This window comes from Micromonospora hortensis (assembly GCF_022230935.1).
In the GTDB taxonomy this organism is placed as follows: Bacteria; Actinomycetota; Actinomycetes; order Mycobacteriales; family Micromonosporaceae; genus Micromonospora; species Micromonospora hortensis.
Map to the genome: position 1 here is coordinate 1 of NZ_JAKKFE010000065.1, position 24,376 is coordinate 24,376.

At 71.0% G+C, this 24,376-nt stretch carries 15 protein-coding genes and 1 pseudogene; 7 read left to right on the forward strand and 9 right to left on the reverse strand.

From position 1 onward, the window contains the following. Both NIE111_RS28190 and NIE111_RS28195 read left to right on the forward strand, forming a co-directional pair. The coding region (locus NIE111_RS28190) for a hypothetical protein (RefSeq protein WP_238687323.1) at nucleotides 1-833 on the forward strand (833 nt) is incomplete at its 5' end. Beyond that, nucleotides 817-1,533, forward strand: coding sequence for a class F sortase (locus tag NIE111_RS28195; protein WP_274531793.1), 717 nt, complete (start codon nucleotides 817-819; stop codon nucleotides 1,531-1,533). The genes NIE111_RS28190 and NIE111_RS28195, both read left to right, overlap by 17 nt. 74 nt (nucleotides 1,534-1,607) lie before the next feature. On the opposite strand, the gene NIE111_RS28200 is transcribed toward NIE111_RS28195, so the two are convergent. Then, on the reverse strand, nucleotides 1,608-6,689 hold the full coding sequence (locus tag NIE111_RS28200) for an NAD-glutamate dehydrogenase (RefSeq protein WP_238687325.1): 5,082 nt from the start codon (nucleotides 6,687-6,689) through the stop codon (nucleotides 1,608-1,610). Between the two features lie 289 nt (nucleotides 6,690-6,978). Between NIE111_RS28200 and NIE111_RS28205 the strand changes: the two genes are divergently transcribed. Continuing rightward, complete coding sequence (locus NIE111_RS28205; protein WP_238687326.1) at nucleotides 6,979-8,943, forward strand: penicillin-binding transpeptidase domain-containing protein; 1,965 nt, start codon at nucleotides 6,979-6,981, stop codon at nucleotides 8,941-8,943. A 465-nt stretch (nucleotides 8,944-9,408) separates the two neighbouring features. Here NIE111_RS28205 and NIE111_RS28210 read toward each other — a convergent pair. The 7 genes and pseudogenes from NIE111_RS28210 to NIE111_RS28240 form a co-directional block, all read right to left on the reverse strand. Continuing rightward, nucleotides 9,409-10,453 (reverse strand): annotated as a pseudogene (locus NIE111_RS28210) (arginase family protein); the annotation flags it as partial. Nucleotides 10,454-10,522: 69 nt separating this feature from the next. After that, nucleotides 10,523-11,446, reverse strand: coding sequence for a tetratricopeptide repeat protein (locus tag NIE111_RS28215; RefSeq protein ID WP_238687327.1), 924 nt, complete (start codon nucleotides 11,444-11,446; stop codon nucleotides 10,523-10,525). A gap of 181 nt (nucleotides 11,447-11,627) precedes the next feature. After that, nucleotides 11,628-13,316, reverse strand: coding sequence for a coenzyme B12-dependent isobutyryl-CoA mutase large subunit (gene icmA / locus NIE111_RS28220; protein ID WP_238687328.1), 1,689 nt, complete (start codon nucleotides 13,314-13,316; stop codon nucleotides 11,628-11,630). Nucleotides 13,317-13,529: 213 nt separating this feature from the next. After that, nucleotides 13,530-13,943 (reverse strand): Asp23/Gls24 family envelope stress response protein, encoded by a 414-nt coding sequence (locus NIE111_RS28225; RefSeq protein ID WP_238687329.1) that lies wholly within the window; start codon nucleotides 13,941-13,943, stop codon nucleotides 13,530-13,532. Nucleotides 13,944-14,001: 58 nt separating this feature from the next. Next, the gene (locus NIE111_RS28230) at nucleotides 14,002-14,421 is read right to left on the reverse strand and encodes an Asp23/Gls24 family envelope stress response protein (protein ID WP_238687330.1); all 420 of its coding nucleotides are present in this window, start codon (nucleotides 14,419-14,421) and stop codon (nucleotides 14,002-14,004) included. Between the two features lie 215 nt (nucleotides 14,422-14,636). Next, nucleotides 14,637-15,638, reverse strand: a complete 1,002-nt coding sequence (meaB, locus tag NIE111_RS28235; RefSeq protein WP_238687331.1) for a methylmalonyl Co-A mutase-associated GTPase MeaB — start codon at nucleotides 15,636-15,638, stop codon at nucleotides 14,637-14,639. A 55-nt stretch (nucleotides 15,639-15,693) separates the two neighbouring features. After that, complete coding sequence (locus tag NIE111_RS28240) at nucleotides 15,694-16,893, reverse strand: acetyl-CoA C-acetyltransferase (protein ID WP_238687332.1); 1,200 nt, start codon at nucleotides 16,891-16,893, stop codon at nucleotides 15,694-15,696. A gap of 62 nt (nucleotides 16,894-16,955) precedes the next feature. Here NIE111_RS28240 and mce point away from each other — a divergent pair, with 62 nt between their 5' ends. From mce to NIE111_RS28260, 4 genes are all read left to right on the forward strand, one after another. Next, on the forward strand, nucleotides 16,956-17,432 hold the full coding sequence (mce, locus tag NIE111_RS28245; RefSeq protein WP_238687333.1) for a methylmalonyl-CoA epimerase: 477 nt from the start codon (nucleotides 16,956-16,958) through the stop codon (nucleotides 17,430-17,432). A 365-nt stretch (nucleotides 17,433-17,797) separates the two neighbouring features. Beyond that, entirely contained in the window at nucleotides 17,798-19,153 is a 1,356-nt protein-coding gene (gene ccrA / locus NIE111_RS28250) for a crotonyl-CoA carboxylase/reductase (protein ID WP_238677326.1), read from the forward strand. Between the two features lie 358 nt (nucleotides 19,154-19,511). Then, nucleotides 19,512-20,777, forward strand: coding sequence for a DivIVA domain-containing protein (locus tag NIE111_RS28255; protein WP_238687334.1), 1,266 nt, complete (start codon nucleotides 19,512-19,514; stop codon nucleotides 20,775-20,777). A 177-nt stretch (nucleotides 20,778-20,954) separates the two neighbouring features. After that, nucleotides 20,955-23,045, forward strand: a complete 2,091-nt coding sequence (locus NIE111_RS28260; protein WP_238687335.1) for a coiled-coil domain-containing protein — start codon at nucleotides 20,955-20,957, stop codon at nucleotides 23,043-23,045. A gap of 72 nt (nucleotides 23,046-23,117) precedes the next feature. Here NIE111_RS28260 and NIE111_RS28265 read toward each other — a convergent pair whose 3' ends face one another. Then, a complete protein-coding gene (locus NIE111_RS28265; protein WP_238687336.1) occupies nucleotides 23,118-24,092 on the reverse strand; it encodes an endonuclease domain-containing protein in 975 nt (324 codons plus the stop codon). Nucleotides 24,093-24,376 lie beyond the last annotated feature (284 nt).

A 24,376-nucleotide genomic window follows, 5' to 3' on the forward strand; every position in this document is an offset into this window, starting at 1 on the left:
AGGACGACAAGGGCAAGGACGAGCACAAGGACGAGAACGGCAAGGGTGGCCAGGGCGGCGGCGCTGCCGCCGACGCCTACGGCGACGAGGGCAGCAAGGACTGGAAGGGCGAGGAGCACGGCCAGGACGCCGAAGAGGGCCGTGACAAGAAGGACTGGGACTCCAAGGACGAAGACAAGAAGGACTGGGAGTCCAAGGACGAGCACGGCTCGGACTACGGCTCGGACAACGGCTGGGAGTCCAAGGACGAGCACGGCTCCGAGTACGGCTCGGACAACGGCTCCGACAAGGGCTGGGAGTCCAAGGACGAGCACGGCTCCGAGTACGGCTCGGACAACGGCTCCGACAAGGGCTGGGACTCCAAGGACGAGCACGGCTCCGAGTACGGCTCGGACAACGGCTCCGACAAGGGCTGGGAGAACAAGGACGAGCACGGCTCGGACGAGCGTGGCGGTTACGGCAAGGACGAGCACGGCTCGGACGAGCGTGGCGGTTACGGCAAGGACGAGCACGGCTCGGACGAGCGTGGCGGTTACGGCAAGGACGAGCGCGGCTCGGACGAGCGTGACTGGGACGAGGAGCGCGAGTTCGTCTACTACGGCGAAGCCAAGGTCGACAAGGACGCCAAGCCGGGTCGCTACGAGCTCAAGGGCTCCTGCGGCGAGGGCGAGCTCGTCGTGCTGCCGCACGGCGGTGTCGACGGTGGTGACGGTGGCGTCAGCACCGGTACCGACCGGGGTCTGGCCACCGGCGGGGCTGGCCTGCTCGGCGCTGCCGCGCTGGGCGGGATCGTGCTGATGCGTCGTCGGCGGACCGATGGTTCGCTCGTCTGACGTGACGGCGACACCGGCCGGCGGCCGTCACGGGAAACCGTGGCGTGCCGCCGGCACGGCCGTCGTCGTCACCCTGGCCATGATCGGCGCCGGCATGATCGGCGCCTCCCTGAAGACCACGCCCACTCCCCGGCCGCCGCAGCCGCTGGCCCAGGCCGGCCCCGAGGCGACGGCGCCGGCGAGCACCGCCGACGATGCCCCGCCGGTCGACGGGCAGCCGGTCGGTCAGGCCGCGGCCGGGTTGGCCCGTTCGGCACCGACCAGCATCGAGATCCCCCGGATCGGCGTCGACGCGACGATCATGTCGTTGGGTACCAACCCGGACGGCACCGTCCAGGTCCCTCCGCTTGACAAGGCAGACCAGGCCGGGTGGTACGAGCCCGGTGCGAGCCCGGGCGAGACAGGTAACGCGGTCATCGTCGGGCACGTGGACTCGGCGGTCCTCGGCCCGGCCGTCTTCTTCGACCTCGGCGCTCTCCTCCCCGGCGACACCGTCACCGTGCGCCGCGCCGACGGAGTGCCGGTCACCTTCACTGTCGACTCGGTGAGGTCGTACCCGAAGACGGCCTTCCCCACCGAGTTGGTCTACGGGCCGAGTGACCGGCCCAGCCTGCGGGTGGTCACCTGCGGCGGTCAGTTCGACCAGGCCGCGAAGAGCTACCCGGACAACATCGTCGTCTTCGCCACCCTGGCGGCCTGACCGGCGACGGAACGAAACGCGGTCCGGCCGGTCGGGTCACCCCGACCGGCCGGACCGCGTCCGTCGTACCTGACTCAGGCGGCCGCGGAGGTCCGCACCAGGGTGCGGATCTGACGCAGCAGCACCGACAGGGCGGCGAGATCCGCCCGCGACTCGTCGAACTCACCCATCGCCCGACGGGCCCGGTGGATGGAGGTGGCGTTCGACTGCTCCCACTGCTGCACCCGCTCGTGCGGCGGCAGGTCGCCCGGGGTGGAGTCGAGTACCTCCGCGGTGAGCGCGGCCAGCGCTGCGTACAGGTCGTACCGCAGCGCCATCCGGGCCAACGTCTGCCAGCGGTCCTCCCGCGGCAGCAGGGAGATCTTCGACAGCAGCGAGTCCACCCGGAACAGGTCCGACAGCACGAAGTAGACCGAGGCCACCTCGCTGACGTCCCGCCCACTGGCGTTCGCGGTCTCCACCACGTCCATCAGACCGAAGCTGTACATCAGCCGGGTTGCCCGCTCCGCCAGCTCGCGGGGCAGCCCACGCTCGGTCATCGAATCCATGTGCGCGGCGATGCCCTGACGCTCGTTGCCGTAGAACAGCTCCTCCAGCCCCGGCAGCAACCGGGTGACCCCGTCGCGCAGCCGGGCGATCTCGGCCGGCACGTCGATCGGCGAACGCCGGTTGGAGACCAGCCACCGCACGGCCCGGTCGAGCAGCCGACGAGTGTCCAGGTAGACGCTGGTCTGCAGCTCGGGCGCCACCTTGTTGTCCAGCGCCTCGACCGCGTCCCACAGGTCGCGCAGGCCGAACACCTCGCTGACCACCACGTACGCCCGGATCACGTCGGCCGCGCTGGCCGCCGTCTCCTCGACCACCCGGAAGATGAACGAGATGCCACCCCGGTTGATCGCCTCGTTGACCAGCACTGTGGTGACGATGTCCCGGCGCAGCCGGTGCCGGCCCATCCGGTCGGCGAACCGCTCGCGCATCGGCGTCGGGAAGTAGTTCACCAGGACGTCGGTCGTCCACTCCTCGTCGGCCAACCCCTCGGTGAGGATCTCCCGCTCCAGGACGATCTTCACGTACGCGAGCAGCACGGCGAACTCCGGCGCGGTCAGCCCGGACTCGCTGCGGACCGCCAGTTCCTCGTCCGGCGGCAGCGCCTCCAACGCGCGGTCCAACCCGCCCGAACGCTCCAGCTCGTTGATCATCCGGCGGTGCACCGGGAGCAGCGAGGCGGCCTGGGCCTGGGCGTTGTTGATCGCCCGAGCCTGGTCGTAGTTGTCCCGCAGCACCAGCTCCGCGACCTCGTTGGTCATCCCGGCCAGCAGCTCGTCCCGCTCGGCCATTGTCAGCTCACCGTCGGCCACCGCCGTGTTGAGCAGGATCTTGATGTTCACCTCGTGGTCGGAGGTGTCCACACCGGCCGCGTTGTCAATGAAGTCCGTGTAGATCCGGCCACCGGTCAACGCGTACTCGATCCGGCCGAGCTGGGTCCAGCCCAGGTTGCCGCCCTCACCCGCCACCCGGCAGCGCAGGTTGCGCCCGTCCACCCGGATCGCGTCGTTGGACTTGTCGCCCACCTCGGCGTTGGTCTGGGTGGAGGCCTTGACGTAGGTGCCGATGCCGCCGTTCCAGAACAGGTCCACCGGGGCGGTGACGATCGCCTTCATCAGGTCCTGCGGCGACAACTGCGTGACGTCGTCGTCCAGGCCGATCGCCGCCCGGACCTGCTGCGTGATCGGGATGGACTTCGCGGTACGCGGGAAGATGCCGCCACCTGCCGAAATCAGCTCCGGGTTGTAGTCCTCCCAGGAGGAACGGGGCAGGTCGAACAGCCGTCGACGCTCCGTGTACGAGGTGGCGGCGTCCGGCTCCGGGTCGAGGAAGATGTGCCGGTGGTCGAAGGCGGCCACCAGCCGGATGTGCTCGGAGAGCAGCATTCCGTTGCCGAACACGTCGCCGGACATGTCCCCGACGCCGACCACTGTGAAGTCCTGGGTCTGGGTGTCCAGTCCCAGCTCACGGAAGTGCCGCTTGACCGACTCCCAGGCGCCCCGGGCGGTGATGCCCATCTTCTTGTGGTCGTAGCCGGCGGATCCACCGGACGCGAACGCGTCGCCCATCCAGAAGGTGTGGGCCTTGGAGATCTCGTTGGCGATGTCGGAGAACGTCGCGGTGCCCTTGTCGGCCGCCACCACCAGGTACGGATCGTCGCCGTCGTGCCGGACCACGTCCTCGGGCGGCACGATCTGCCCGCTGACGATGTTGTCGGTGACATCCAGCATCGCGCCGACGAACTCCTGGTAGCAGGCCACCGCCTCGTCCCGGTCACCCGGCTTCTGCTTCAACACGAAGCCGCCCTTGGCACCGACCGGCACGATCACGGTGTTCTTCACCATCTGCGCCTTGACCAGGCCCAGCACCTCGGTACGGAAGTCCTCCCGGCGGTCGGACCAGCGCAACCCGCCCCGGGCCACCGGCCCGAACCGCAGGTGCACACCCTCGAAGCGCGGCGAGTAGACGAAGATCTCGAACTTCGGTCGCGGCGCGGGCAGGTCCGGAATGGCCTGCGGATCGAGCTTGAACGCCACGTACGCCTTCGGCCGCCCGTCGGCGCGCTTCTGGTAGAAGCTGGTCCGCAGGGTCGCCTCGATCAGCGTCAGGTACGAGCGCAGGATCCGGTCCTGGTCGAGGCTCGCCACGTCGTCCAGCGCGCCCCGGATCGTCTCCACCAGCTCACCGCTGCGCTGCTGCCGCTGCTCGGTGCTCGACTCGCCCGGCGCGAACCGGGTCTCGAAGAGCTCCACCAGCAACGCGGCGAGCTTCGGGTACGCGATGAAGGTCTGTTCCATGTAGTCCTGCGAGAAGACAGTGCCGGCCTGCCGCAGGTACTTCGCGTACGCCCGAAGCACCACCACCTGCCGCCAGGTCAGCCCGCCGCGCAGTACCAGCTCGTTGAACCGGTCCACCTCGGCCTCGCCGCGCCAGGCGGCCGCGAAGGCGTTCTCCACGTGCGGACGCACCTCGGCCAGCTCGTGATGCCCCTCGGGCAGCATGAGGCCGAAGTCGTACAGGTAGACCCGACCGTCGATGCGGTCCACCTCGTACGGGTGCTCGTCGACCACCCGTACGCCGAGCGAGTGCAGCACCGGCAGCACTGCGGAGAGCATCATCGGCTCGCCGTACCGGTAGACCTTGAACCGGACGTCCATCGCCTCGGCCAGGTCGGCTCCCGGCACCCGGGTGCCCGGCCGAGGTGCCAACTGCTTGCGGAACAGGTGCATCTCCAGCTGGCCGGGCTCCTCCAGCAGCTCCAGCTTCGCCAGGTCCTTCATCGCCTCGTACGGCGTGTGCCCGTCCTTGTAGCCCTCCGGGAACGCGTCGGCGTACCGGGTGAACAGGTGCTTGGCCTGCTCGTCGCCGAGCTTGCGCTCCAGCACCAACCGGTAGTCGTCGTCCCAGAGCCGGGTCGCGTCGGCCAACTCCTCGGCGAGCAGGTCGGCATCGATGTCGCCGGGTGGCCGCGTCGGGTCGGTACGAACGATGAAGTGCACCCGAGCCAGCATCGACTCGGTGACCCGGGTGGTGTAGTCCACCCCGACACCGTTCAGCTCACGCAGCAGGATGTCCTGCATGCGCAGCCGGTTCTGAGTGGTGAACCGGTCCCGGGGCAGGTAGATCAGGCAGGAGATGAACCGCCCGTACGCGTCCCGGCGCAGGAACACCCGGAGCTGCCGCCGGCCGGCCATCCGCAGCACGCCGACCACCGCGTGGTACAGGTCGTCGGTCTTGATCTGGAACAGCTCGTCGCGCGGGTAGGTCTCCAGGATCTGGATCAGATCCTTGCCCGAGTGGCTGCGCTGGCTCAGGCCGGAGCGGTCCAGCACCTCGGCCACCTTGCGGCGTACCACCGGCAGCTCGCGAACGCTGGTCCGGTAGGCGGCCGTCGAGAACAGGCCCAGGAAGCGCCGCTCACCGATCACGTCACCGGCGGAGTTGAAGATCTTGAAGCCGATGTAGTCCAGGTACGCCGAGCGGTGCACCGTCGCCCGGGAGTTGGCCTTGGTGATGATCAAAAGGCGCTTCTCCAGCACCTTCTCGTGCGCCTCGGGCGTCATCGAGGACAGCGACCGCGCATCCGGCGAATCGGAGCGCAGGATGCCCAGGCCGGTGCCGAGCACCGCCTCCAACGCCTTGCCGTCGACCGGGTCGGCGGCGTCGCCGCCGTCCGCGTCCACCAACCGGTACTCGCGGTAACCGAGGAAGGTGAAGTGGTCCTGGGCGAGCCACCGCAGCAGCTCCACCGAGTCGGTGATGTCCTTTTCCGGCACCGGTGGGCGGTTGTCGGAGGTACGGGCGGACGCCAGCTCGTCGGCGAGCGCGAGGGCACGCTGACGCATCTTCGGCCAGTCCTCCACCGCCTCCCGCACGTCGGTGAGCACCCGCTGCAACTCTCGACGCAACCGGTCCCGTTCGGCAGCGTCCCGGACCGGGTCGATCTCGATCCGCATCCAGCTCTCGATGATGTCGCCGGCGATCGCGTCATCCGGTTCCACATCCGCGGAGACCTCGGTGAGCCGGCCCAGCGGCTCCCGCCGCACCACCACCAGCGGGTGCACCAGCAGATGCACGTCGAGGTGGTACGAGTTGAGCAGCGCCGTCACCGAGTCGACCAGGAACGGCATGTCGTCGGTGACGATCTCGACGACCGTGTGGTGCTGGTCGGCGTGCGGTTCGTGGATCCGCAGCTTCAACTCGCCCGGCACCCGCTGTTGGGCGAGATCCCGGTGCGCCCGGGCCGCGTCGAGCATCTCTTCCGCCGTGAAGCCGACCAGCTCCTCGTCCGGGGCGAACCGCCAGAAACGGCCGACAAGTGTCGCCGCGTCGTGGTCGTCCCCGGCGAGCGCGACGGCCTGGGCCACCAGGCGCTCCGCGTTGGGGACTGGTTCGTCGAGCTCGGCGTCCTCCACGTCGTCGGCCAGCGCCTCGGCTGGCAGACCCAGATCGTAGATGGTGTCGATGCTCGACCCGGTCAGCCCGGTGACTCCCGTGTCGAGTCGGCCGTAGCCGTCCCCGTCGGTCGCCGAATCGAAGCTGTCATCGTCCCGGCCGGAGTCATCCTGCCGGAGGTCGGGTTCCGGTTTGATCGCCGGACGCCGGTCCATCGGTGCCACTCCCCTCGACCCACCGCGTTGTGGGTCACTCTGCCGCCCAGCCTAGGCCCTGCCGTTGTGCGCCTTCGTCGGCGGACCACTGGCCAGACGTCCGGATCGGGACTTTGTCCTTTCACCCGTTGCGGGTCCGAGGTTGGCCGGCTGCGGGATACCCCGCCACGCGATGTTCATCACACGGGCGCGGCCCGTCTTTGAGCGCGGCCGAGCGCCTGGGGGACGTTGGGGACGGCGTTCCCGTACTACCGTGCGAGGGCAGTCCGAGATCGGAAGGACCAGCTTCATGCCCTTGTCGTACCCCCGGCCCCACCGGCCGAACCCCGCCCGCCGGCTCGCCGCCGCCGTCACCACGGCGCTGCTCGCTGCGGGTGTCCTGGTCGGTTGTTCCGGTGACGACGGGCCGCAGCGCGCCGTCGACGCCTTCCTGGCGGGCTGGCGCAGCGGTGACCTCCAGGCGGTCGGTCTGATCGACCCACTCGGCTCGAAACTGCCGTCGGCCGACGTGGCGCGCGAGATCAAGGACCTCTCCGGTGAGCTGGCGGCCACCCCGCCCACGCTGACGCGTCGCGGCGAGCCGAAGATCACGAAGGACATCGCCACCACGACAGTCCAGGTGGAGTGGGCCCTGCCCGGTCAGACCCGCTGGGCGTACGACCGGGAGGTGCGGCTCGCCCACGGCGACGACGACCAGTGGCAGGTGATCTGGGAGCCGACTGTGGTGCACGAGCAGCTCACCAAGGGCGACAGGTTGGCGCTGCGGCGCGACCCCGGTGCCCGCGCCGCGGTGCTGGACAACGCCGGAAAGCCGCTGGTGACCCCGCGCCCGGTGGTCCGGGTGGGTGTGCAGCCCAACGGGGTCACCGACATCAAGAAGCTCGTCAAGGACCTCGACGCGGCGTTCAAGGCCATCCGCCCGGCGCTGGTCCCCGGCGTCGACCTGGCCGACCTGCCCGACCGGGTGGCAAAGGCCGAGCCGGGCGCATTCGTCGAGGTGGTGTCGCTCCGCGAGGAGGCGTACCGGCAGATCAAGCCCCGGATCTACGACCTGCCCGGCACCAAGTTCGTCTCCGACAAGATCGACCTGGCGCCCACCCGCGAGTTCGCCCGTGCCCTGCTCGGCTCAGTCGACCCGGCGCAGGCCGACGACCTCGCCGCACACCCCGACCGGTACGTCGTCGGTGATCTGGTCGGGCACGGCGGGCTACAGGGCCGCTACGACGAACGACTGCGCGGCGGCCCCGGGCTGACAGTGGTGGTCGAGCGCCCGGCGGAGGGTGGCAAACTCGAACCCACCGGCACCGAACTGTTCCGCCGGGAGCCGCAGCCCGGGCAGGCGCTGAAGACCACGCTGGACGTCGCCGTGCAGAACGCGGCCGACGGGGCACTGCGCGCCGAGTCGCGCCGATCCGCCCTGGTGGCGGTCCGGATCAGCGACGGCGCCGTGCTCGCCGCCGCGAACGGCCCCGGTCCGGCCGGGCAGAATCTGGCCTTCGACGCCCAGGTTCCTCCGGGCTCCACCTTCAAGATGGTCAGCACGCTGGGCCTACTGGACCGGGGCGCGGTCACGCTGGACGGGCCGGTGGACTGCAAGAAGACCTTCACGGTGGACGGCCGGTCCTTCAAGAACTCGGACAACTTCGAGCTCGGCTCGGTGCCGTTCCGCACCGACTTCGCCAAGTCCTGCAACACGGCGTTCGCCGCGCTGGCCCCGAAGCTCGGCGGCGACGGGCTGGCCGCCGCCGGTCGCTCGCTGGGCCTGGAGGGTCAGTGGGACCTCGGCACGGAGGCCTTCACCGGCAAGGTCTCGACGGGCGGCAGCCTGGCTGAGCAGGCCGCCGCGTCGTTCGGGCAGGGCACCACGCTGGTCAGCCCGCTCGCCATGGCAGGGGCCACCGCCGCCGTCGCCCGCGGCCGCTTCGAGCAGCCGAAGCTGCTGATCGACCCGGCGCCGGCCAAGCCGGCCCCGGCCGGCGAGCAGCTCAAGCCGGAGTCCGTCGCGGCGCTGCGCACGATGATGCGCGAGGTGGTCACCGCCGGCACCGGCAGCGCGCTCAAGGATGTGCCGGGCGAGGTGTACGGCAAGACCGGCACCGCCGAGTACGACGACAACCCGGCGCACACCCACGCCTGGTTCGTCGGCTGGCGGGGCGACGTGGCGTTCGCCGTCTTCGTGGAGAAGGGCGGGGCCAGCACCGCCTCGGCCGTTCCGATGGCGGAGCGCTTCCTCCGCGCCCTCCCAACCCCCTGACCCCACCCGGGGCCCCGGTGTCCGGCCACTCCCCCGGGGGCAACGCCCGACGCCGGGGCCGAGGGACTGGTCAGGCGCTGTCGGCTTCGTGCCTCTCGGGCGGGTTCTGCGTCGACGGGGCGGTGCGTCGGAGCAGACCCGGGCCGGCCGACGCCGGCGGGCCGACCGGCTCGCGCTCGACCAGGGGCGCGACACTGGTCGCGACGCCCGATGGCTCGGAGTGGGCCCGGCCGCCAGTGCCTGGTGACTCCCCCTCGGCCGGGGCGTCGTATGGCACCGCGCTCACCGACGGACCGACGCCCGGAACACCGACGCCGGTAGGCCCGCCATCGGCAGACCCGAGCGCAGCAGGGCCGACATCGGCGGGGTCGATGTCAGCAGGGGCGATGCCAGCGGGGGCGATGCCAGCGGGGAAATCACGCCGCGCAACCCGCTCAGCGCGGTCGAGCCCGTCAAGCCCAGCAAGACCGTCGAGCCGCCCGGCACGGTCGGGATGCTCGGCACGGTCGAGCCGCTCGGTGGCGGTCGCGGCCCGGCCGTTGCCGCGCCGCGGGGAGGGCGTGGGCCGGGCCGACAGCAGTCGGGGCGGCACCGCTTCCGGGGCGGTCACCGGTGCCAGCCCGGCGACCACCGTGTTGACGATCTCGGCCGCGTAGGAGCCGTCCGGGTCGTAGTCGGGGTCGAAGACGGTCAGCTCCACGCCGAGGCAGTGCGGGGTGTCGACCAGGCCGGCGAGCAGGATCTCCAGCTCGGCGAAGGCGATCCCACCCGGGTCGGGGGCGTCCACGGCGGGCATCACCGCCGGGTCGAGCACGTCCACGTCGATGTGCACCCAGTAGCCCGCGCAGTCGGCGAGTTGCTCGTGCGCCCACTGGGCGGTCCGGGCTGCGCCTTCGGCACGCAGCGCCGGCACCGGTCGGGTGGTGATCCCGGCTGCCTGGAGGTCGAGCCGGTATTCGTCCTGGGCGCGGATGCCGAGCACCACCACGTCGATGTCGCGGAAGTAGGGCCGGCGGCCCTCCAGCGCGGCCAGGTCGGCCTGCCCTCGCCCGGTGACCAGGGCCAGGTCCTCACCGGCCGCGGCGCCGACGTAGGAGGCGTTGCCGGGGTGCCGGAAGTCGGAGTGCCCGTCGACGAAGACCAGCCCGATCCGCCCGCCGACGGCCTCGCCGAGTCGGTGCATGGCCAGGGCCGAGCCGAGGAGCACTGAGCAGTCGCCGCCGAGCACCACCGGGAACTCGCCCCGGTCGATGATCGAGCCGATGCGTTCGGCGAGGGCCAACGAGTAGTCGGCGATCTCCCGGGCGTGGCACACCCCGTCGCCCGGTCGCCAGTCGCCCGGGTCGTACCGGGCGGGGGTCACGCAGCCGGCGTCGCGGGCGCGGAGCCGGGCCAGCAGGTCGTGGTCGCGCAGCGCCCCGGGTGCCTTGGCACAACCCGGGACCGACGTGGGTGTCGGCGGCCGTAGACCGAGATTTGTCGGCGCGTCGAGGACGGCGATCCGGCGCATCGTGAGCTCCCGTCCTCGGTGGTCGGGCGGGCCGGCCGGAACGCCGGCCCGCGCTGGCGTGCTACGAACTCAGAACAGGGCGCTGGCCAGGGCCCGACGCGCCGAGGCGACCGCCGGATCGTCCGGGCCGGCAATGGAGAAGAGCGAAACCAGGTGCTGGCGGACCGTCTCACGGTCCTCACCGGCGGTGCGCCGGACCAGACCGACGAGCCGCGCGTACGCCTGCTCGGCCAGGCCGCTGAGCACCTCGATGTCGGCCGCCAGCAGTTGGGCGGCGACGTCGTCGGGGGCGCTCTCGGCGGCGGCCAGCGCGGTGGACGGGTCGGCGCCGGCCACCCGGCGGGCGACCCCGACCTGGGCCAGCCCCGCCGTGGCTGCGGCGTCCGCCGGGGCGTCGGCGAGGATCTTCCGGTACGCCTGCTCGGCGGCATCCAGATCGCCGCTCATCAGCGCGTCGTCCGCCTCGTCGAGCCGGGGGTCCTCCGGCTCGGCGACGGTCACGCCACCGGCCTTGAGGACGGCCTGGATCCACTGCCGCAGCTGAGCCTCGGGAACCACCCCGGAGAAGGCGTCGACCGGCTGGCCGCCGACGACCGCGTAGACCATGGGGACGCCCTGCACCCGGAACATCTGGGCGATTCGGGGATTTTCCTGCACGTCGACCCGGGCCAACACCCAGGTGCCGCCGCCCTCGGCGTTCAGCCGCTCCAGGACCGGGGCGAACTCGTCGCTCTCCGGGAAGCCGGCCGCACCGAAGAACACGACGACGGGCGTGGCCATCGAGCGTTCGAGCACGTCGGACTGGATGGTCGCCTCGGTGACGTCCACGATGGCGGTGTCACCGCCGGCGGTGGGCGCGCCGGGGGCGCCGTTGGTCGGGCCGCCCTGCGGGGGCGTGCCGGGGCGGGTACTTGCTGGTGCGGGGCCACGCAGCGTGCTGAGGTCGACCGCGCCGCGGGTGAAGATCGACGAGGTGATCCGTGGGTCGCTCATGGTTACCTAGTCTCGCACGTGAGCCCCCGATCTCAGCTCACCCGCAACCCCGACGTTGCAACTCTCACGCCCCCGTCCCCACCCCCGCGATCTTGCACATCCTGTCGCCGGTACGCCACATTTATGCCTTATGTCGGCGCAGAAACTGCAAGATCGGCGGGGTGGGGGTTGCGGGCAGGGGTTAGAAGCGGGCTGGCTCCCGGTAGGTGCCCCACTCGGCGCGCAGGGCGTCGCAGATCTCGCCCAGGGTCGCCTCAGCGCGGACCGCGTCGAGCATGGCGGGGACCATGTTCTCGTCGGTACGGCTCGCCTCGATCATCCGGGTCACCGCGGCGCGGACCGCCGACTCGTCCCGCGCGCCCTTGCGCTCCGCGAGCACTCGGCGCTGCTCCAACTCCACCTCGTGCGAGATGCGCAGGATCTCCAGTTCCTTGGCGACGGTGCCGGTGTGGCAGTTGACCCCGACGATCTTCTTGTCGCCCTTCTCGAGGGCCTGCTGGTACACGAAGGCCGACTCGGCGATGTGCCCGGTGAACCAGCCGTCCTCGATGCCGCGCAGGATGCCCGAGGTCATCGGGCCGATCTGGTGTGGCCCGTCCCCGCCGAGCTGCCGGATCCGGGCGAAGATCTCCTCCGCCTCGGCCTCGATCTTGTCGGTCAACGCCTCCACGTACCAGGAGCCGCCGAGCGGGTCGGCCACGTTGACCACACCGGTCTCCTCCATCAACACCTGCTGGGTACGCAGGGCGATCTCGGCCGACTCGTCGGTGGGCAGCGCCAGGGTCTCGTCCAGCGCGTTGGTGTGCAGCGAGTTCGTGCCGCCGAGCACCGCCGCGAGAGCCTCGACGGCGGTCCGTACGACGTTGTTTACCGGCTGCTGCGCGGTCAACGACACCCCGGCGGTCTGCGTGTGGAACCGCAGCCACAGGGCCTTCTCGCTGGTCGCGCCATAGACGTCGCGCAGCCAGCGGGCCCAGATCCGGCGGGCAGCACGGAACTTGGCGATCTCCTCGAAGAAGTCGAGGTGCGAGTCGAAGAAGAAGCTCAGCCCCGGCGCGAAGACGTTCACGTCGAGCCCACGCGAGAGACCCAGCTCGACGTAGCCGAAGCCGTCCGCCAGGGTGTACGCCAACTCCTGCGCGGCCGTCGAGCCGGCCTCACGGATGTGGTAGCCGGAGACCGACAGCGGCTTGTAGCGCGGGATCTCCCGGGCGCAGTACTCCATCAGGTCGCCGATCAGGCGCAGGTGCGGCTCCGGGTCGAAGAGCCACTCCTTCTGCGCGATGTACTCCTTGAAGATGTCGGTCTGCAGGGTGCCGTCCAGCTTGGACAGGTCGGCGCCCTGCCGCTCGGCGGCGACCAGGTACATGCAGAACACCGGCACGGCCGGACCGGAGATGGTCATCGAGGTGGTCACGCCGGCCAGGTCGATGCCGTCGAAGAGCGCCTGCATGTCGGTGGCGGTGTCGATGGCCACGCCGCAGTGGCCGACCTCGCCGAGCGCCTGCGGGTCGTCCGAGTCGCGGCCCATCAGCGTCGGCATGTCGAACGCCACCGAGAGCCCGCCGCCGCCGGCGCCGAGGATCATCTTGTAGCGCTCGTTGGTCTGCTGGGCGTTGCCGAAGCCGGCGAACTGCCGGATCGTCCAGGTCCGCCCGCGGTAGCCGGTCGGATACAAACCCCTGGTGTACGGATACTCACCCGGCCATCCGATCCGTTCGAAGCCCGGATAGGTGGCGCCCTCCGGCGGCCCGTACACCGGCTCCACCGGCATTCCGGAGAGCGTGGTGAAGTCCGCGTCCCGCTTGCGGGCGGCGTCGTACCGGGCCTGCCAGCGCGCCCGTCCGGCGTCGATCTCGTCGGCGTCCATGAGCAGGGCTCCTCCTCGGGTCCTCGACTGCACGTCGAGTGTAAGGCCCCTACCTGAACGATCGCTAAGTCAGGCCCGTACCGACGAGTAACGGCGAGCGCCCGCGTCGACCCTGGAGTTGTGGTGGTGCACAAATCCCTGCCGTCGCCACAGGATGGCCACCACGACTACATGATCGACGTGAAAATCGGGTCAGATCGCGCCGCGCACCGTTCAGGCTGGGGGCGTGGTGGGGGTTTCGCTGATCGCCAGGTCGTCGACCCGGATGTTGACCTCATCGACCCGCAGCCCGAAGGTCTCGACCGCCTCGGTCACTCGAGCGCGCACCTGACCGCTGACCTCTGCCACCTGTCGACCGGCCTGGATCACCAACACCAGGTTGACCACTGCGGCGTCACCTGTCACGTGGGCAGAGCAACCCCGTCGGGCGTCACCCACCTGGTCCAGCCCGACCCGGTCGAGAACCGCGTTGAAGAACCGGGCGACGTCCCCGCCCAGGTCGGCCACGCCGGGCACCGCACGGGCCGCCGCGACGGCGATCTTCTCGATCACCTCGTCGGCGACCTGCGTCGTCCCGCCAGCCGGCACCGACGCCCTGGTCAGCTCCCGCGTTGCTTCCAGGTCCACAGTCGCTCCTGCTCCTCACACCACCGAGTCAGCCGTCAGGTTGTTGGGCAGCTACGCCTCAGGCTCCGGCTGCCGCCCCCGGCTGGTTCAGCTCGATGTCGTCCACAGTGACGTTGACCTGGGTGACAGTCAGGCCGTACTTCTCCACGGCGTCGATCACCGCGGCCCGCACCGCCTCGGTCACGTCGGCCACGACGTGCCCGGCGTCGATCACCAGGACCACGTTGATGATGGCCGAGCTGCCCTTCACGTCGGCCGAGACGCCCCGCCGAGCGTCGCCCACCTCGTCCAGGCCGATCTTGTCCAGCACGCTGTTGAAGAAGCGCGACACGTCACCGCCGAGATCGGCGACACCGGGCACCGCGCGAGCGGCCGCCCCGGCGATCTTCTCCACGACCTCGTCGGAAACCGACGTGACACCCCGGGCCGCACCCGTCGCGGGCTGCACTGCGCCGGCGTTCTCCACCGCGTCCGTCATGATCACATCTCCCCTGGTCCCGGGTGCACTGTGGACCGATCGGCTCGTCAGCCCGCTTCGCGGAAGCCCCGCTCGCGGCCACGCGCGGCGAGCCTACTAAAACCGGAGCGACCTTCGCTTGCGGGCGTGCGGCGCACGGACGACGGCGTCGGTCCGCACCGGACGGTGCCGATCGGGTTCCTCCAGGTGGACGCGCCGGCCGGCGGGTCGCGGGGTCAGCGCGCGAGCTGGGCGAGCAACTCGTCAGCCGCCGTGTACGGGTCGGTAGCGCCCTCGGCAACCTTTGTGGCGAGCGTGGCCAACTCCGTACCGTCGCGCAGCGAGCCGATCCGGGAGCGGAGGGTGCCGAGCGCGATCGCCTCGATCTCGGCGGCGGCCCGCGCCTCCTGGCGGCGGCGCAGCTCGCCGTGCTCGACCAGCCATCCCCGGTGCTTGTCGATGGCGGCGGCGATGTCGTCGATGCCCTCGCCCCGCGCGGCGACCGACCGGACCACCTGGGGCCGCCACTGCCCCGGCCCGCGCTCACCGAGCGCGATCATGCCCTGGATGTCACGGACGGTGGCGTCGACGCCGTCCCGGTCCGCCTTGTTGACCACGAACACGTCGGCGATCTCCAGGATGCCGGCCTTCACCGCCTGGATCGCGTCGCCCATCCCGGGTGCGAGCAGCACCAGCGTCGTGTCGGCGAGCGAGGCGACCTCCACCTCGGCCTGCCCGACGCCGACCGTCTCCACCAGCACCACGTCGCAGCCGGCGCCCTCCAGCACCCGAACCGCCTGAGGCGTGGCCGCGGCCAGCCCACCGAGGTGCCCCCGGCTGGACATCGACCGGATGTAGACGCCCGGATCGGTGGCGTGGTCCTGCATCCGCACCCGGTCACCGAGGATCGCTCCGCCGGTGAACGGGCTGGACGGGTCGACCGCCAGCACACCCACCCGGTGCCCACGCGCCCGCAGCGCGCGGACCAGCTCGTTCGTGGTGGTCGACTTGCCCACCCCGGGTGAACCGGTCAGCCCGACCACCTGGGCCTGCCCGGCGTACGGTGCCAGCGCCGCGGCGATCTCCGGCAACAGCGCGTCACCGTTCTCCACCAACGTGATCAGGCGAGCCACCGCGCGGGGGTCGCCGGTGCGGGCCCGCTCGACCAGCAGCGGTACGTCCCGGCTGCGGCGCACCGACGTGGTGCCCGCTGCCGGGACGTGCTCAGCCTCGCTCACTGCGCCATCCCCGTTCGCGACCGCGGGGCTCGCAGGACCGGCTCACTCCTCGCGCTCACTGGCTGGTCTCGGCCTTGCCCGGCACGTGGATGATCAGCGCGTCGCCCTGGCCACCGCCGCCACACAGCGCGGCAGCGCCGGTGCCACCGCCGCGCCGCTTCAGCTCCAGGGCGAGGGTGAGGACGAGACGCGCGCCGGACATGCCGATCGGGTGCCCCAGCGCGATCGCGCCGCCGTTGACGTTGACCTTCTCCGGGCTGATCCCGAGGTCCCGGGTGGACTGGACGCCGACCTGCGCGAACGCCTCGTTGATCTCGATGAGATCCAGGTCAGCGACGCTCAGGCCACCCTTCTTCAGGGCGTGGTTGATCGCGTTGGACGGCTGCGAGTGCAGGGAGTTGTCCGGGCCCGCAACGTTGCCGTGCGCGCCGATCTCGGCCAGCCAGGTCAGCCCCAGTTCCTTCGCCTTGGCCTTGCTCATCACGAGCACCGCGGCGGCGCCGTCGGAGATCGGCGACGAACTGCCGGCGGTGATGGTGCCGTCCTTGGCGAAGGCGGGGCGCAGCTTGGCCAGCGACTGGACTGTGGTGTCCGGACGGATGCCCTCGTCCTCGGTGATCACCAGCGGGTCACCCTTGCGCTGCGGGATGACCACCGGGGCGATTTCGTCGGCGAAGTGGCCGTTCTTCTGCGCGGCGGCGGCCCGCTGGTGGCTGGCGGCGGCGAAGGCGTCCTGCTCCTCGCGGGAGATGCCGTGCTTGGCACCGAGCCGCTCGGTCGACTCGCCCATCGAGCAGCAGTCCCAGGCGTCGCTGAGCCCGTCGTGCGCCATGTGGTCCTTGACCACCACGTCGCCGTACTTGTAGCCGGTGCGCTGGCCCATCAGCAGGTGCGGGGCGTTGGTCATCGACTCCATGCCGCCGGCCACCACGATGTCGAACTCGCCGGCGCGGATCAGCTGGTCGGCCAGGGCGATCGCGTCCAGGCCAGAGAGGCAGACCTTGTTGATGGTCAGCGCCGGCACGGACATCGGCACGCCGGCCTCGACCGCCGCCTGCCGAGCCGGGATCTGACCGGTGCCGGCCTGCAACACCTGCCCCATGATCACGTACTGGACCTGGTCCGGGCTGACGCCGGCACGCTCCAGCGCCGCCTTGATGGCGATCCCGCCGAGCTTCGTGGCCGGGAGGTCCTTGAGGTTGCCCAGCAGCCGGCCCATCGGGGTCCGCGCGCCGCTGACGATCACCGAAGCCATGCCTGCCTCCGAAGGGGGTGCCGAGCTGTACGCCTTAACGATTGTTCGGCCAGACTAGCGCCATGGCAGAGAACTCCCCCGTCGAGCCCGGTGCGGACTACGTCACAGACATCGGACTTCGCAAGATTGACCACGTCGGGATCGCCGTGGCCGACCTGGACGCCGCTATCGACTTCTACCAGCGGACGTTCGGGATGCGCTGCGTACACGTGGAGACCAACACCGAGCAGGGCGTCCGGGAAGCGATGCTTGCCGTCGGGCCGACCACCGAGGGTGGCTGCGTGCAGTTGCTCGCCCCGCTCACCCCGAAGTCGACGATCGCGAAGTTCCTGGACCGCAACGGGCCGGGCGTGCAGCAGGTCGCGTACACGGTGGTGGACATCGACGCGGCCTGCGCGGCGCTCCGCGAGCGCGGCATGCGCCTTCTCTACGACGCTCCGAGGCGTGGCACCGCGGACAGCCGGATCAACTTCGTCCACCCCAAGGACGCCGGTGGCGTCCTCGTCGAACTGGTCCAACCCGCCGCCACCCCCCACTGACCCACCCACCCCTGCCCCGCCCTGCCCCCTGCCACCCCCTGCCACCCCCTGGTTGATCAAGAGGTTTGCGTCATCCTGCGCCGCCCAGATGACCGAAACCTCTTGATCAACCAGGGTGGTGGTCGCCGGGGCCCGGTGCGCGCACGTCAGTGCGCGGTTGACGGGGTGGCTGGACACCTTCACGCATCGGCGGATGCAGTTTTTCACAGAGGACTTCCCGGCCTAGCTACCGTTCAGTAACGTCCGGCCCCACAGGAGCGCGACCGGTGCCGGATGTGTCGAATGCCGACATGGCGGTCGTGCCCACCGGCGCCGACGATGGCAGCACCCGGGCCCGTGCGGGTGCGGATGAACCGGAGGTCACCGTGCAGGACATCCTCGAAGCGATCATGGCGGCGGAGGAATCGAACGATCCGGACCGCGAACTCGCCGGCCTCGCCGGGCTGCCCGTACCGGAGAGCTACCGGGGCGTGGTGGTCCGCGCCGAGGAAGCCCGGATGTTCGACGGCATGGCCACCCGGGACAAGGACCCCCGCAAGGCCCTGCACGTGCAGGAGGTGCCGACGCCGGAGCTGGCGCCGGGCGAGGCGCTGATCGCGGTGATGGCCAGCGCGATCAACTACAACACGGTGTGGACCAGCATCTTCGAGCCGCTGCCCACCTTCAAGTTCCTGGAGCGCTACGGCCGGGTCTCCGAGCTGACCCGCCGGCACGACCTGCCGTACCACGTGGTCGGCTCGGACGCGGCGGGCGTGGTGCTGCGCACCGGCCCCGGGGTGACCCGCTGGGCCCCCGGCGACGAGGTGGTCGCGCACTGCCTCTCCGTCGAGTTGGAGGACGCGGCCGGGCACGACGACACGATGCTCGACCCGCAACAGCGGATCTGGGGCTTCGAGACCAACTTCGGCGGGCTGGCCGAGCTGGCGGTGGTCAAGGCCAACCAGCTGATGCCCAAGCCGCGGCACCTGAGCTGGGAGGAGGCGGCCAGTCCCGGGCTGGTCAACTCCACCGCGTACCGGCAGCTCGTCTCGCACCACGGCGCCAACATGAAGCAGGGCGACGTCGTGCTGATCTGGGGCGCCTCCGGCGGCCTCGGTGGGTACGCCACCCAGATGGCACTCAACGGCGGCGCGATCCCGGTCTGCGTGGTGTCCTCGCCGGAGAAGGCCGAGCTGTGCCGCCGGATGGGCGCGGAGCTGGTCATCGACCGGGCCGCGGAGGGCTTCCGATTCTGGAAGGACGAGGAGACGCAGGACCCGGACGAGTGGCGGCGCTTCGGCGAACGGATTCGCGAGCTGACCAGCGGCGAGGACCCGGACATCGTGTTCGAGCACCCGGGCCGGGAGACGTTCGGCGCCAGCGTCTACGTTGCCCGGCGCGGTGGGACCATCGTCACCTGCGCCTCCACGAGCGGCTTCCTGCACCAGTACGACAACCGCTACCTGTGGATGCACCTCAAGCGGATCGTGGGCAGCCACTTCGCCAACTACCACGAGGCGTGGCAGGCCAACCGGCTGGTCGCGCTCGGCAAGGTGCACCCGACGGTGTCCCGCACCTACCCGCTGGAGCAGACCGGCCAGGCCGCGTACGAGGTGCACCGCAACGCCCACCAGGGCAAGGTCGGCGTGCGCTGCCTCGCACCCACCGACGGGCTGGGCGTACGCGACGGGGAGTTGCGGGCCCGACACGAGGACGCGATCAACCGGTTCCGGGGTCACTGACCGGCACCACCGGCCCGCGGTCACCGACCGGCACCGCCGGCCCGGGGTCACCGACCGGCGTCCGGAGCGCCGAGGCGGGTCCCGGCCGGACGGTGGAACGCCGCATGACCATTGCGCTGATCGCTCATTGTTCTTCCGCCCCCATTAGCGGATAAGCCACCCGGATCGAACAAAGGGCCTCGGGGTAACCCCGGGGCCCTTTTCCGCGTCACGCTGCGTGGCGTCCGACCCGCCGGGACCTGCCAAGATCGCCGATTGGTCCAACCTCGCCGATCGCGGGAGTTGACCATGTAAAGAGGGCACGAAAGCTTCGCACCGCTCTTGCGAAGCACCCTGGGGCGTCTGCCAGTATGTCCCAATGCCCCAGCAGCAGTCCTCCCCTCTCGCGTTCTTCGATAACGCGAACTCGCAGCCAGATTTCACCGTTGGCCTGCGCGGATACAACACCCATCAGGTCGACGACTTCCTCGGCCGGATGACCGCCGCGCTGACCCAGTCCGAGCAGGCCCGTGCCGAGGCCGAGCAGCGGATGAACGACGCCCAGCGTCGGCTCCGCCAGGCCGAGCAGCGCATGAGTGCGCTGGAGCAGAAGCTCACCGAGACGAACAAGCAGCTCGAAGAGAACAGCCGACCCACCCTCTCCGGGCTCGGCACGCGCGTCGAGCAGATCCTCCGGCTCGCCGAGGAGCAGGCCAACGACCACCGCAACGAGGCCAAGCGCGAGTCGGAGGGCATCCTCTCCGCCGCCCGCCTCGAGGCCCGCGAGATCACCGACAAGGCCCGCGCCGAGGCCGCCGCCATGAAGGCGAGCGCCGAGCGCGAGGCGGGCAACCTGCGTACGGCCGCCGAGCGCGAGGCCGCCGAGGTCCGGGTGCAGGCTCGCCGCGAGGCCGACACGCTGCGCGCCGACGCCGACCGGGAGACCAAGCAGCTGCGTACGGTCACCGCGCACGAGGTGGCCGAGCTGAAGTCGACAGTCGAGCGGGAGGTCGCCACCCTGCGGGCCACCGCCGAGCGGGAGATCACCCAGCAGCGGGCGAAGGCCGCCCGCGAGGCTGAGGAGAAGCGCGCCGAGGCGACCAAGCTGCTCACCGACGCGCGGGACAAGCGCGACAAGGACCTGCAGGCCCTGGAGCTCCAGTTGGCCGAGCGGCGGGAGAAGGCCGAGCGCGAGGAGTCCGAGCGGCACGCCGCCCAGGTCGCCCAGACCCAGAAGATGGTCAGCGAGGCCGAGCAGCGTGCCCGGGCCGCGCAGGAGCGGGCCAAGGAGATCGAGCAGCGCGCCGAGGCGCGGCGGGTCGAGTCGGAGCGCAACGCCGCCGAGACGGTCGACAAGGCCAAGGCCCACTCGGAGAAGACCCTCAACGAGGCGAAGGCCGAGTCGCAGCGCCTGCTCACCGAGGCCCGCACCGAGGCGGAGCTGACCACGCAGGCCGCCCGCCGCGAGGTCGAGGATCTCACCCGGCAGAAGGACGCTGTCACGTCGCAGCTGGGTCAGATGCTCTCCGGCCTCGCCGGCATCGTTCCGGGAATGCCGGCGCAGGCCGCTCCGGCTGCCAAGCCGGAAGCAGCAAAGAAGACCGATGGCGGTCAGGAGCGGGTCCCCGCGGAGACCGCCGGCTGACGCGAGGCGTCAGGTCGGGGCATCGACGGCGCGAGGTGACACCGGGTAACCGGTGCCACCTCGCGCCGTATGCGTTTCCTAACCCCTGGTATTCGCTGACCGCAACGGAGTGAAGTAGGTCCCACAAGGCCCGTCCGTATCGCCCCAGCAGGGCCCGTTGCGTGTGAGGATGGGGGCATGTCGCACGGCGAGGAACTGTTCGCTCTCGGCGGGGACGTGACGACGGAGCCCAGCTTCGAGTCCGCTCTGCGGGGGTACGAGAAGAAACAGGTCGACCGTTATGTCGCACGTGCTGAGCACGAGATCGCGACCCTCGCCTCCGAACGGGAACAGGCGTATACACAGATCCACAAGCTCGCCGGCCAGGTCGAGGTTCTCCAGCGCGACCTGACCCAGGTGCGCAAGCAGATGAACGTGGTCGACCGGGCGTCGTTCCGGCATCTCGGCCCGCGGGTCGAGTCGATCCTCACTCTCGCCGAGGAGCAGGCGGAGCAGATCCTCGGCGACGCGAACGGGGAGATCGAGGCCCGTCGTGCCGCGGCCGAGAACATCGTCGAGGAGGCCCGCGAGCAGGCCGCGCGGGCTCTGAAGGACTTCGAGATCGCCCTCGCCGCCCGACGCGCGGAGGAGGAGCGGCACAGCGCCGCGCAGCGGGCCGAGGCGGACGCGGCCCTGCGGTCGGCAAAGGACGAGTCGGCGCAGTTGCGCAAGGCCGCGCAGGACGCTCTGGCGAAGGCCCAGCAGGAGGCCACCCAGCTGCGGGATTCCGCCAAGGAGATCCACACCCGGGCTCAGCAGGAGGCCACCAAGCTGCGCGAGACGGCCCGCGAGACGCTGGCCAACGCCCGGCAGGAGGCCAGCGATCTGCGCGATGCCGCCAAGGAGGTGCATGCCAAGGCTCTCCAGGAGGCCAAGCGGCTCACCGACACGGCGACCGAAGCCGGGCGGGCCACCCATGCCAAGGCGCAGCAGGAGGCCAAGCAGATCATCGACGACGCGTCGATGGCCGGTCGGGCCACCCGCGCCAAGGCGCAGCAGGAGGCCGAGCGGCTGACGACGCAGGCCACCGAGTCGGCGAAGCGCAGCCGGGCCGAGACCGAGGCGTACGTGCAGCGAATGCGCACCGAGACCGAGGCGTACGTGCAGCACACCCGGGCGCAGACCCAGCAGGAGCTGGGCGCGTGGCGGGCCGGGGTGGAGCAGGAGGTCAACTCCCGTCGGGAGGCGGCCGACCGGGAGTTGGCGCAGCGACGGTCCGCGGCCGAGCAGGAGTTCGCCAAGCGCCGCGACGAGCTGGACAAGCAGCACGCGGCGCGCCAGCAGGAGCTGGAGGCCGGGCTCGTCAGCCGTCAGCAGGAGCTGGAGAGCGGGTTCACCACCCGTCGGGACGAGCTGGAAACCGAATACTCCGGTCGCAAGAACGAGCTGGAGACCGAGTACACGGCTCGCAAGAACGAGATCGAGCAGGGCGCGGCCGGCGTCCGGCAGGCGGCCGAGCAGGACGCGGCGGCGCTGCGCCAGCGGTCCGAGGCGGAGGCTGCCGAGCTGCTGAGCCAGGCCGAGGCCGAGGCCAGCGACAAGCGCCGCAAGGCCGACGAGCATGTCGCGGCGTCCCGGCGGCAGTTCGAGGAGTACGCGGCCACCACGCAGCAGCACCTGGCCACCACTCAGCAACACCTGGCGGCGACCCAGCAGGAGTCGGCGGCTGGCCGTCAGCAGTTGGCCCAGGTGATGTTGGAGATCGCCCAGGCCCAGCAGCAGTTGGCGGATCTGCGGCAGGAGACCTGGAAGGCCCGGCAGGAGTCCGACGAGTTCCAGCGTCAGATGTCGGAGCTGCGGTTGCAGAGTGTGGCCGGTCCGATCGACGGCCCGACCGCGCCGGCCGGCGACGCCAGCGCGAGCGAGGGCGTGCCCGGTGGTGGGGACGACGGCGTGAACGTTGCCGCCGGCGCGGCCTCCGGGCCGGGTACGGGCACCGGGCTGAAGACGGAGCCCGCCGACACCAGGCAGCCGGTGAACGCCGGTGCGGACGAGTCCGGCCAGTCCACGAGCCGGCCGGTAGCCGAGCCGGTGACCACAGTGGACGGCGGCACGGCGAGCGCCGGGGTGGACGGGGAGCCGACAGTGGCCGCCGTTCCGGGCGAGGGTGGCCGGGGCGCCAAGCCCACCAAGATCACTAGCACCGGTGAGAACGGCAAGCGACCCACCAAGCCGACCACCGACGAGCGCAGCGCCAAGCCCAGCAAGGTCACCATCGAGAAGGAGTGACGGGCACCCGCCCGTCGAAGCTTCGAAATCTTGGACACTTTCCGTCATCGGCTGACGGAAAGTGTCCAAGATTCATTTCTGCGTCGGGTGGCGCAGGGGCGCGGTGGGGGTCCAGCCGGCCGCGATGAGGGCGCGGCGGACGGTGTCGGCGACCTCGTCCGGGCGGGCGCGGACCAGCCAGGCCGGGAAACGCAGAATCCGGTCGCCGTCGGTCCACACGTCGTTCTGCCGACGCATGTCGGCCGCCCATTGCTTGGCGTCCATGTGGTGTGCGCCGTCGATCTCCACCTGCACCCGCCACTCCCGCCAGTACGCGTCCAGCCAGCGGTTCCGGCCGGTTGCGTCGACCCGGTGTTCCTGCAGGTCCGGAGCGGGCAGCCGGTGCCTGCGGCACAGCCGCAGGAAGTCAATCTCCGAGAGCGCCTGTGCGCCGCCCGCGATGTCGCTGATGGTCTGCGCGATCAGCCGCCGACGCGGGGCCCGAGGGAGGACGTCGAGCACCGCCTGCAACTCCGCGGGCAGCACCCGGCGTTGCTGGCAACCGGCGGCCAGCACCGACTGTGCCTCGTCCACGCCGGTCGCCCAGCCCGCCGCGTCCACCAGGGCCCGCGCCGTCGTGGTACGCGGTGGGCGGGCACGTTGGAGATGGGCCTCGGGGAGGACCGTCGTGCGGTGGACCAGGACGGCGGGCATGTCGATCGGAAGTCGACGCAGGGTGGTCCGCGCGGCACGGCGGGCTGCCGGCACCAGCACGTGCAGCGGCTCGCGTCGCAGTCCCCGTACCCCGGCTTCGGCAGCGGCGGACACCCCGGCGAGCACCGCCCCCGGCCCGGCCGCCAGCACCGCCACCCAGAGTTGTTGGTCGCGGGTGAGCCGACCGTTGCCGGCCAGCAGGATCCCGCGGCAGACCGACCGCCACCGACCGGAGCGAATCCGGCCCCGCACCCGCCCCTCGCTGAGCAACCCGGCGACCTGCGCGGTCGTCAGCACGCCCGCCTGCTCGAAGGCGAGCCAGTCGAGTGCGTCGGCGTCGTCGGCGGGCAGCATCCGGACAGCTTTCGCCCTTGAGCGCCGCCCCACCACCAGATCTTGGACAGTTTCCGTCAGGCCGTGACGGAAACTGTCCAAGATCTGCACGGATTCGGCGGGGCCCGGACGTCGTCCGGGGTGGGTGGGGTCCGCGTCGAACTCCGCCTCGCAGCAGCCGGGCGTCCGCGCAGGGCCACGGCCGGCCGTCGGTCCGGCAGCACCACGCGGGTCGCAGCGGGATGGGCGGCGTCCGCGCGCCGCAGGGTCGGACAACCACGGGGTACGACCCGAGCCACTGGGGC

Bases quoted from the DNA above. Each gene is read 5' to 3' on its own strand.
- NIE111_RS28195 (WP_274531793.1), top strand. From the start codon at position 817: ATGGTTCGCTCGTCTGACGTGACGGCGACACCGGCCGGCGGCCGTCAC.
- NIE111_RS28200 (WP_238687325.1), bottom strand. From the start codon at position 6,689: ATGGACCGGCGTCCGGCGATCAAACCGGAACCCGACCTCCGGCAGGAT.
- NIE111_RS28205 (WP_238687326.1), top strand. From the start codon at position 6,979: ATGCCCTTGTCGTACCCCCGGCCCCACCGGCCGAACCCCGCCCGCCGG.
- NIE111_RS28215 (WP_238687327.1), bottom strand. From the start codon at position 11,446: ATGAGCGACCCACGGATCACCTCGTCGATCTTCACCCGCGGCGCGGTC.
- icmA (WP_238687328.1), bottom strand. From the start codon at position 13,316: ATGGACGCCGACGAGATCGACGCCGGACGGGCGCGCTGGCAGGCCCGG.
- NIE111_RS28230 (WP_238687330.1), bottom strand. From the start codon at position 14,421: ATGACGGACGCGGTGGAGAACGCCGGCGCAGTGCAGCCCGCGACGGGT.
- NIE111_RS28240 (WP_238687332.1), bottom strand. From the start codon at position 16,893: ATGGCTTCGGTGATCGTCAGCGGCGCGCGGACCCCGATGGGCCGGCTG.
- mce (WP_238687333.1), top strand. From the start codon at position 16,956: ATGGCAGAGAACTCCCCCGTCGAGCCCGGTGCGGACTACGTCACAGAC.
- NIE111_RS28255 (WP_238687334.1), top strand. From the start codon at position 19,512: ATGCCCCAGCAGCAGTCCTCCCCTCTCGCGTTCTTCGATAACGCGAAC.
- NIE111_RS28260 (WP_238687335.1), top strand. From the start codon at position 20,955: ATGTCGCACGGCGAGGAACTGTTCGCTCTCGGCGGGGACGTGACGACG.
- NIE111_RS28265 (WP_238687336.1), bottom strand. From the start codon at position 24,092: ATGCTGCCCGCCGACGACGCCGACGCACTCGACTGGCTCGCCTTCGAG.